Genomic DNA, 9,222 nt, shown 5'->3' on the forward strand with positions numbered 1-9,222 from the left:
TGGTGTTTTAACGCCTGCTGATCCATATGGTGTTATTACACCGGCAACTATTCAAAGCTTCACTTTCCCGATACCTTCTTCTGAGGTTACTGCCAACCCGAAATTGCTGGAGCCTCCGGTATCATATTATTAAGCAATACTAAAAACATTATACCGTGAATAAAGTAATATTCAACCAAAGCTATAGAAGGTTCCTGTTCTTATCACTTGCTGTGGCCTTTGCATGCATGCAGTTTGGCTGTAAGAAGGAGGCAATGGAAGGCGGCGCTCCTGTTATAACAAGTGTCAGGAATTATGCAGCTTCGCCTGCCGACACCCTTGTGAATAACATCACTACCGGTCAATGGGTTGTGTTGATCGGGCATAACTTAAAAAACGCTGTACAGATCTCCTTCAACGGCATACCTGCTACCATCAACAGCGTAATGTTCTCTGATACCAGCGCTACCGTGCTGGTACCCGCTGTAATACCGTTTCCGTCAGTGTCTGCAGAAGATATGAACACTATCCGCTACGTTACCCGCCAGGGGGCTACTACTTTTACGTTCGGCATTGTGGCCCCACCGCCCACTATTACCGGCATTTCCAACGAAAATGCCAATGAGGGCGATTCCGTTTATATCTATGGGCTGAATTTATTTTTTATACAGGAGCTAACCTTTGCCGGTACGCCGGTTACGGAATATACCACAGCCGGCGACGGCACCTCTGTTGGATTTGTATTGCCGGCGCTTACGCAAAGCGGACCGGTAGTTGTGACTACCAAATCCGGCGTAGCTTTCACTCCCTTTAACGTAAATGATGCTACAACAGGGGTGCTGTGTGATTTTGACAATGTAAATACTTTCAGCTGGGGTACCGGCATTGATAACAGCAGCGTTAACTTTCCCGGCAACAGGGGCAATTACGCAGTGCTGAGCAATGGTATTCTGCCGGCCGGTGATGGCACCTGGTGGGACTGGCAACGTAGTATAAATACCAATGACGTACAGTGGGTTCCTGCAGACAGTTTAGGCCTTTCCCTGGATGACTATGCCCTTAAGTTTGAGATCAGCGTTCCCGGCGCGTGGACCGGTACTTCTATTTATGTAATAAAAGGCTACGCATTTGACTATATGGCGCGCTATGAACCGTGGCAGGGTGCTAATGGCGTTGTAACCCCCTTCATTACAAAGGGGTGGCGTACTGTAACCATTCCATTGTCCATGTTCAGAAGCAATGACGGTAAAGGTTCGGCCGCCGCAAGCCTGACCACTTTGCTGGGTGCATCTGGCAATGGAGCGGTAAATATCCAGACCAAGAACTTTTCCGCTTCGCCATCGGCTTCGGGCTTAAAGGCCGCCATTGATAACATCCGGGTAGTGAAGATCAAATAGAGAAATTTTTAACCAAATATCATCTTTATGAAAACTCAAAGTTGGTATGTGCTCACCGGCCTTGTAATTATAGCTGTAATGTCGGCATACTGCAGTAAAAAGAGCGTGATCACACCGGCATTGTCGGTTTCTTTATCTGAAATTGCTTTTAAGGCAAACGGCGATACCGCTGAGGTAACGGTTACCAGTAACGTAGAATGGAATATCAGCAACCCCGCTTCCTCCTGGTTGCAACTGAGCAAAACAGGCGGCAATAGCAGCCCGGCTTCCATTCAACTGACCGCTGCCGCCAATACCACTGGAGCTGCCCGCTCCACGGTGCTGGAGGTTAGCGCGGGCAACAGCCAGGTGCGCAGGATAAACATAACACAAGCCGGCAGTTTATATCCGGGCTATAATGTATCGCCGCAGCCTGCTGATGCAACAGGCATGGGAAGTAATGCAGCGCAGCTGGCCGCCAGATTTCAGCTGGGCTGGAATATCGGGAATACGCTGGAAGCAATTGGCGGGGAAACCGCCTGGGGAAATCCCCTGATCAGCGAAAGCTATATCAGGGCAGTAAAAGCCCGGGGATTTACCGCCATCCGCCTGCCCTGTTCATGGAACCAGTATGCCGACAAAGCTACCGCTAAGATCCAGGATGCCTGGCTTAACCGGGTAAAGCAGGTGGTTCAATATTGTGTTAATAACGATATGTATGTTCTGCTCAATATCCATTGGGACGGTGGTTGGCTGGATAACAATATTAACGCGCAGAAGAAGGATTCTGTTAATGCCAGGCAACAGGCTTTCTGGGAACAGATAGCAACCACTATGCGTGATTTTGATGAGCACCTGCTGTTTGCAAGCGCCAATGAGCCCCCTGCCGGCAATGCTGATCAAATGGCAATACTCGCCAGCTATCATCAAACCTTCGTTAATGCAGTCCGGTCCACCGGCGGACGTAACAGTTACCGGGTGCTGGTGGTACAGGGACCGTCAACGAATATTGAGAAAACCAATGATCTGATGAACGTCCTCCCCGCAGATCCTGTGAAAGACCGGATGATGGTGGAGGTACATTATTATTCCCCTTCCCAGTTCTGCTTGCTGATGGATGGCGACGCATCCTGGGGTAAAATGTTCTATTACTGGGGTACGGGGCATCATTCTGCCATTGAGCCCGACAGGAATGCCACCTGGGGAGAGGAAAGTGATGTGAACGCCTCCTTTGCCAGGATGAAAACGAAATTCATCGATAAACAGATCCCCGTTATAATGGGCGAATATGGAGCCTACAGGCGCGGTAACAGCAAGTATGTTCCCAAAGACCTGGCCACTCACAATAACGCGGTGGATTATTGGCTGACCTATGTAACTAAGCAGGCAATAGCTAATGGGCTTAAACCCTTTTACTGGGACACGGGGGGTGCTTTGGACAGGCGGAATAATACCGTGCTGGATAAACGCACTATTGATGCCATTGTGGCGGGTAGTAAATAGTTTCAGAAGATTTATTGATTGGCAGGTATAAAGCAAATGCTATTATGGCTGGCGCTAAATAAAAAAACAACAGATCTCCGGATGAATAAATACGCAATACCTGTTATTATAATCATTTTGATCCCGGTATTGAATGCAACTGCGCAGGTAGGTAACCGGTTCTTTCCTGAGAAGGAGCTCACTACAACCGGCATCTATTATTATCCTGAACATTGGAATGAAAACCAATGGGAACGGGATATAAAAAAATAGCCGGTATGGGTTATGAGTTTGTTCACCTGGCGGAGTTTGCCTGGTTTAAAATGGAACCCGAAGAAGGAAAATTTGAATTTAACTGGCTGGATAAGGTGATAGCGCTCTGTACTAAATACAACCTGAAAGTGCTGATGTGCACTCCTTCCGCAGCCACCCCGGCATGGCATAACCCCCTCGCAGGGGGGTGGGGAGTATATGCAATTCATGAAAGAAATAAAAGAGCTCAGGAAAGAATACAAACCAGGTGCTACCATGCCGGCAAAACTGGCTGGGCGCAGGTGAAAGCAACCGATATGCTTTCAAATAACGGCAAAGGAGAGATACTTATGGGCCCGGACCATTATAGCTGGAACAACTGGGCCGATCTGCTGGTGCCGGATAAGAATACGGAAACACTTGCTGTATTTGACAATCAGTTTTATAAAGGAAAAGCAGCGGTAGTAAAGCATAAGGTTGGTAAAGGCATTGTAACCTATATCGGCGTGGATACGGATGATTCAAGACTGGAGCAGGACGTGCTGCGCGGCATTTATACGGGTGCAGGGGCCACCACTGAAAATTACCCGCCCGGCGTATATGTTTATTGGCGGGATGGCTTTTATGTAGCGGTAAATTATTCTTCGGATAATTATACCATGAACATGCCGGGAACAGCCAACATTATTGTAGGGGAAAAAATATTACAACCCGGCGGAGTGTTGGTCTGGAATGAATAGTTATAAGAAAGATTAATGGTTTTAAGAATGAAAAATAATTTGATCCTGTTGACGATCCTGTTTGCTTCCATTTCAGGAACACTGGTTGCCCAAACGGCTAAACAGCAGCAGCCGGCCATACAGGAACGGGCAATCAATATTGATTTCAATAAAACAGCGGGAAAGCTCAACACCATGTTTAATGAGTGTGTGGGCGCAGGCCGTGCCAATGAAGGGCTACGGGCAGATTGGCAGCAGCAGCTTGCATATGTAAGAAAAGAATGTGGCTTCAGGTATATCCGCATGCATGGGCTTTTAACAGATGACATGGCTGTATATACGGAGGATAGTAAAGGTAACCCGGTTTATAACTATATGTACATTGATGCTTTAGTTGATTTTTTACAAAGCATTGGCATGAAACCCTTTGTTGAGCTGGGCTTTATGCCTTCAGCGCTGGCCAGTGGACCCAAAACCATCTTCTGGTGGAGGGGTAACGTAACTCCTCCTAAAGATTATGAAAAATGGGGCGCATTGGTACAGAACCTTACCCGGCATTTTACAGAACGTTACGGCGCCAACGAAGTAAAGACCTGGTATTTTGAAGTTTGGAACGAGCCTAACCTGGATGGTTTCTGGGCAGGGACGCAGGAAGATTACTTCAAATTATACACCTATAGTGCTAAAGCCATTAAAAGCGTCAATTCATCTTATCGCGTTGGAGGGCCGGGCACTGCCGGCGCTGCCTGGGAACCGGAAATGATTGCATACTGCCAGAAGAATAATGTGCCCATAGATTTTATAAGTACCCATGCCTATGGTGTAAAGCAGGGATATCTCGACGAATTTGGCAATTCAGGTACCGTGCTCGATAAAAATCCCATGAGTGTCAGTGGTGATGTGCTTCAGTCACGAAAGGAGATTGCCGGTTCGGCAATGCCCGGCCTGGAGCTCCATTACACCGAATGGAGCGCATCCTACACCCCGGCTGATCCTATTCATGACAGCTATCACGAAGCAGCATATGTGCTGCAAAAGCTGAAGCAGGTTGGAAAGGCTGCCAACTCAATGTCGTATTGGGTGTTTACCGATATTTTTGAAGAACCCGGGCCCCGCTTTACGCCTTTTCACGGCGGCTTCGGAATGCTGAACATCCAGGGCATTAATAAGCCGGTATTCTATGCATACCAGTTTGCGAACCGGCTGGGAAATATTGAATTGGCAAATACTGATTCCTCTTCATGGGCATGCAGGGATTCAACAGGGAATATCCAGGTGCTGGCCTGGGATTTTACCAATACGCATCCGGGAGATTCCGTGCACAACCAGCAATATTATATCCGTGACCTTCCCTCAAAACCAAAAGGAAAATTGAAGATCGACATTGCAAACGTACCTGCCGGAACGTATGCGCTTGAAGTATATAAAGTGGGTTATCGCTGCAACGATGCTTATTCCACTTATCTCTCTATAGGGAAACCTGAACAGCTTACAAGACAGCAGGTGGAGCAGATTAAATCACAAAATGACGGCAGGCCGGTTTCAAAAGAGATCATAAAAGTGAAGGAGGGGATCCCTTTTTTAAGGAAGCTGGATATCCGGGAGAACGACGTTTATTTTCTGAATTTAATAAGACTTTTTTAATCACCCTGAAAACCACTAATGTTATGAAAAACTCTTTACGCATGCTATCCAATGCGCGCTGCAGAACGAACGTGCTTTTTATTACCATTGCATTTTTATTGTCACTGCCGGTCCGGGCACAGTTGCCAACGGCGCAGCAGGTAGCCGGCCAAATGAAGCTAGGCTGGAACCTTGGCAATACATTAGAAGCCATTTGTGGGGAAACTGCATGGGGCGGCGCTATAACCTCCCAGGCAACAATTGATGCGGTGAAAGCTTCCGGGTTCAATGCCGTGCGGCTGCCCGTTGCATGGGACTGCCATGCCACCAACGGCGTAATTGATGCTGCGTGGATGGCCCGCGTGAAGCAGATCGTAGACTATTGCATCAACGACAATATGTATGTGATCCTTAATATCCACTGGGATGGAGGCTGGCTGGAGAATAATGTAACTACCGCCGCACAGGCGTCCGTTAATGCAAAACAACAGAACTATTGGACACAAATAGCAAATTATTTTAAAAACTATGATGAACATTTGCTTTTTGCCAGCGCCAATGAGCCTAACGTTAATGATGCCACGGGAATGTCTGTTTTATTATCATACCATCAAACATTTATAAATGCGGTTCGTGCAACAGGTGGAAATAATAGTTCCCGCACGCTGGTCATCCAGGGACCGGCAACTGATATGGAAAAGACCAATTCCTTAATGAATACCATGCCAACAGACCAAATTGCAGGCCGGTTGATAATGGAAGTCCATTATTACGCTCCATCTCAATTTACAATTTTGGAACAGGACGCTTCCTGGGGCAATATGTTTTACTACTGGGGAAATGGCTATCATTCTGCTACAGATGTTACGCGTAATGCCACCTGGGGAGAGGAGAGCTATGTGGATTACTGCATGGGACTGATGAAAACCAAGTTTATTGATAAGGGAATACCGGTAATAATTGGAGAATATGCAGCAATGAAAAGAAACCTTTCTGCCCCGTCAGATCAGGCGCTCCATCGCGCTTCACGGTTATACTATTACCGGTATGTTGTGAACGCAGCAACCAGTAGGGGAATTATCCCGTTTTGCTGGGACATAAACATGGGAATATATGATCGCGGCACCGGTGCTGTGCTTGACCAGGAAGTAATAGATGCCATTAAGCAGGGCGCCGGCATTGCAACCACTGGCTATGTTACTTTAACCAATCGTGCTACCGGCTTGCTGGTTGATGGTATGTACAGGTACTCCGATGGTTCCAATGCAGAGCAGTGGAGTTACAGTGGCAGTGATGCGCAGCAATGGTCACTGGAAACAACCGGGAATTATGTGAAGCTGAAAAACCGCGCTTCAGGCCTGTACCTGGATGGCATGGGCAGAACGAACAATGGTGCGGTGGCAGGCCAATGGAGCAATAGCAGCAGCTATAATCAGCAATGGCAACGGGAAACATCAGGAAGTTATGTGAAGTTGAAGAACCGTGCTACCGGGTTATACCTTGACGGGCTGGGGCAAACCGCCAATGGTTCGGACGCAGGTCAGTGGGCAAACAGTAATAGTAATAACCAGCTTTGGACAATAGCGTCTGTTGGGCAGGCACGGCGATCAATGGTCACGGATAGTGCGCAAATACATGAGCCGGCAGATAACCAGGTGTTGTTATATCCGAATCCTTTTACGTCTACTTTCAAAATGATGGTTGACAAGCCCCGTGAGGTAGCACGTGTTATTATATTCGACCTTATGGGTAAACAGGTTGAAGTTATTGAACGGCCGTCTGTTTCAAACTTAATGTCAATGGGGGCTTCCCTGAAAGCTGGCACCTATATAGTTCGGGTAGAAGGGATGAACTGGTTAAAAACGGCTAAGGTTATTAAGGTGGATTAGAAAAAAGTAATACATTGAGCTGGAGAATAATAATAAGTAAGAAACCCATAGTGTTATGATTCGAAAAATATGTAAGGTAATAACGGTAATAGGATGTTTGGCAGTAAGTGGTTATGCACAAACCAGTGCTCCCGGTCCTTGCGGTCCGGTGCCCTCAGAAAACCAGATGAAGTGGCAGGAAATGGAATATTACGCATTCATCCATTTATCTACTAATACTTTTACAGACCAGGAATGGGGATTTGGTGAAGATGACCCTAAGATCTTTAACCCGGTTAACCTGGATTGCCGCCAATGGGCCCGTGTTTGTAAAGAAGCGGGTATGAAAGGAATTATTCTTACAGCCAAACATCATTCAGGATTTTGTTTATGGCCATCAAAGTATACTGAATATTCTGTTAAAAATTCTTCCTGGCGCGGTGGCAAAGGGGATATTGTTCGTGACCTGGCAAATGCGTGTAAGGAATACGGTCTGAAGCTGGGTATTTATTTGTCTCCCTGGGACCGGAACAGCGCGGCGCGTAAAATCCCTGCCCGATCTGCTGAATACCTACTATAACTCTTTTGGACGCAACGGCGCCCTGTTGCTGAACTTTCCTGTAGACAGGAGAGGCCTGATCCATGAAACTGATGAGAAGGCGGTGCTGGCGCTGGCAAAAGCCGTAAAGGAAGCATTTGCAGTGAACCTTGCTGAAAAGAAAAAAGTGAACGCTTCAAATGTGCGCGGTAACGCAAAAGCATTTGGCGCAGGCATGGCAGTGGACGGAAATAAGAACACCTATTGGGCAACCGATGATGCGATAACGGACGCGTCACTAACTATAAATTTTGGCAAGCCCACTACTTTTAACCGTTTTCTTGTCCAGGAATATATAAGATTAGGCCAGCGGGTAAAAGCTTTTAAGGTTGAGGGGTTGGTAAACGGCAGCTGGAAGGAGCTGGCTAATGGAACTACCATTGGTTACAAACGTATCCTGCTTTTCCCGGCTGTAACTGCTACGCAGCTACGTTTTACCATTACAGGTGCAAAAAGCTGCCCTCTAATATCTAATATAGGAGTTTATAATGCACCTCCTGTTTTGGTTGCCCCTCAAATTATCAGGGATCAGTCCGGGACGGTGTATATCAGGCCCGCTGATAAGGAATCCGTTATTTATTATACACTGGATGGCAGCCAGCCCACAAAGGAGGCAAAGCGGTACAAAGGACCTGTACAAACGGACGGAAAAGTGAACGTAAAGGCGATCGTTTATGACCCCATATCGAAAAAAAGCAGCGCCGTAGCAGGGGAGAAATTTGACATATCCAGAAAAGACTGGAAAATATCAGGTATTAATGACGATAAAGTTAACCGCGTGATAGACGGAGATCCTGCAACGGCATGGTACCAGGAACGTGATACAAAACTGCCGGCAGATATTGATATTGATATGGGTAAGATGGAGAATATAGCCGGCTTCAAATACCTCCCCGGCCAGGACCGGACAGAGGGAATTATTACGCACTACCAGTTCTGGGTGTCAGAAGATAATAAAGATTGGAAAATAGCGGATGAAGGAGAATTTTCCAATATTAAGAATAACCCATTGTTGCAGGTGAAGGAATTTAAGCCGGTAAAAGCCCGTTATATCAGGTTGCGTGCGTTACACAATACGCAGCAGAACAATGCGGCCGGTTATGCAGAGCTGGATGTGATTACCCATTAGCTTCCCCGGAAATGTTGGATCATCTTACGGCAGCAGGGCCGTTTCAGCGCGGTTGAGATTCGCCGGAGCAGTACCACAATGGCCGGTGATCTCTTAAAAATATTTAAAAATTAACGGTAATGATTTTTGAACCGCCAAATTCCGTTTCTTTACAACGCCGAAACTTGCGTTAGCACACCTATGGCAATACCACGTT

General features: G+C 46.9%; 7 protein-coding genes. All 7 read left to right on the top strand.

The genetic code is table 11. The annotated features are described in order from the left end of the window. Positions 1-155 precede the first annotated feature (155 nt). The 7 genes from VFS25_RS08945 to VFS25_RS08975 all read left to right on the top strand — a co-directional run bounded on the left by VFS25_RS08945 (position 156) and on the right by VFS25_RS08975 (position 9,026). Positions 156-1,376 carry a glycan-binding surface protein gene (locus VFS25_RS08945; protein WP_326461791.1) on the top strand — a complete coding sequence of 407 codons (1,221 nt, stop codon included), beginning with the start codon at positions 156-158 and terminating at the stop codon, positions 1,374-1,376. A 27-nt stretch (positions 1,377-1,403) separates the two neighbouring features. After that, the gene (locus tag VFS25_RS08950) at positions 1,404-2,858 is read left to right on the top strand and encodes a cellulase family glycosylhydrolase (RefSeq protein WP_326461792.1); all 1,455 of its coding nucleotides are present in this window, start codon (positions 1,404-1,406) and stop codon (positions 2,856-2,858) included. 227 nt (positions 2,859-3,085) lie between these two features. Next, positions 3,086-3,829 carry a beta-galactosidase gene (locus VFS25_RS08955; protein ID WP_326461793.1) on the top strand — a complete coding sequence of 248 codons (744 nt, stop codon included), beginning with the start codon at positions 3,086-3,088 and terminating at the stop codon, positions 3,827-3,829. 27 nt (positions 3,830-3,856) lie between these two features. After that, positions 3,857-5,452, top strand: coding sequence for a GH39 family glycosyl hydrolase (locus VFS25_RS08960; RefSeq protein ID WP_326461794.1), 1,596 nt, complete (start codon positions 3,857-3,859; stop codon positions 5,450-5,452). Positions 5,453-5,475: 23 nt separating this feature from the next. Further along, positions 5,476-7,320 carry a cellulase family glycosylhydrolase gene (locus tag VFS25_RS08965; protein ID WP_326461795.1) on the top strand — a complete coding sequence of 615 codons (1,845 nt, stop codon included), beginning with the start codon at positions 5,476-5,478 and terminating at the stop codon, positions 7,318-7,320. Between the two features lie 166 nt (positions 7,321-7,486). Continuing rightward, positions 7,487-7,879, top strand: coding sequence for an alpha-L-fucosidase (locus tag VFS25_RS08970; protein WP_326461796.1), 393 nt, complete (start codon positions 7,487-7,489; stop codon positions 7,877-7,879). Between the two features lie 25 nt (positions 7,880-7,904). Next, positions 7,905-9,026: a discoidin domain-containing protein gene (locus tag VFS25_RS08975; protein ID WP_326461797.1), complete on the top strand. Its 1,122-nt coding sequence runs from the start codon at positions 7,905-7,907 to the stop codon at positions 9,024-9,026. Positions 9,027-9,222 lie beyond the last annotated feature (196 nt).

The sequence above is a fragment of the Chitinophaga sp. genome, assembly GCF_035761305.1.
In the GTDB taxonomy this organism is placed as follows: domain Bacteria; phylum Bacteroidota; class Bacteroidia; order Chitinophagales; family Chitinophagaceae; genus Chitinophaga.

What these genes read in the sequence shown, in the direction of transcription:
- VFS25_RS08960 (WP_326461794.1), top strand. Translation starts at nt 3,857, where the DNA reads ATGAAAAATAATTTGATCCTGTTGACGATCCTGTTTGCTTCCATTTCA.
- VFS25_RS08955 (WP_326461793.1), top strand. Translation starts at nt 3,086, where the DNA reads ATGGGAACGGGATATAAAAAAATAGCCGGTATGGGTTATGAGTTTGTT.
- VFS25_RS08965 (WP_326461795.1), top strand. Translation starts at nt 5,476, where the DNA reads ATGAAAAACTCTTTACGCATGCTATCCAATGCGCGCTGCAGAACGAAC.
- VFS25_RS08970 (WP_326461796.1), top strand. Translation starts at nt 7,487, where the DNA reads ATGAAGTGGCAGGAAATGGAATATTACGCATTCATCCATTTATCTACT.
- VFS25_RS08950 (WP_326461792.1), top strand. Translation starts at nt 1,404, where the DNA reads ATGAAAACTCAAAGTTGGTATGTGCTCACCGGCCTTGTAATTATAGCT.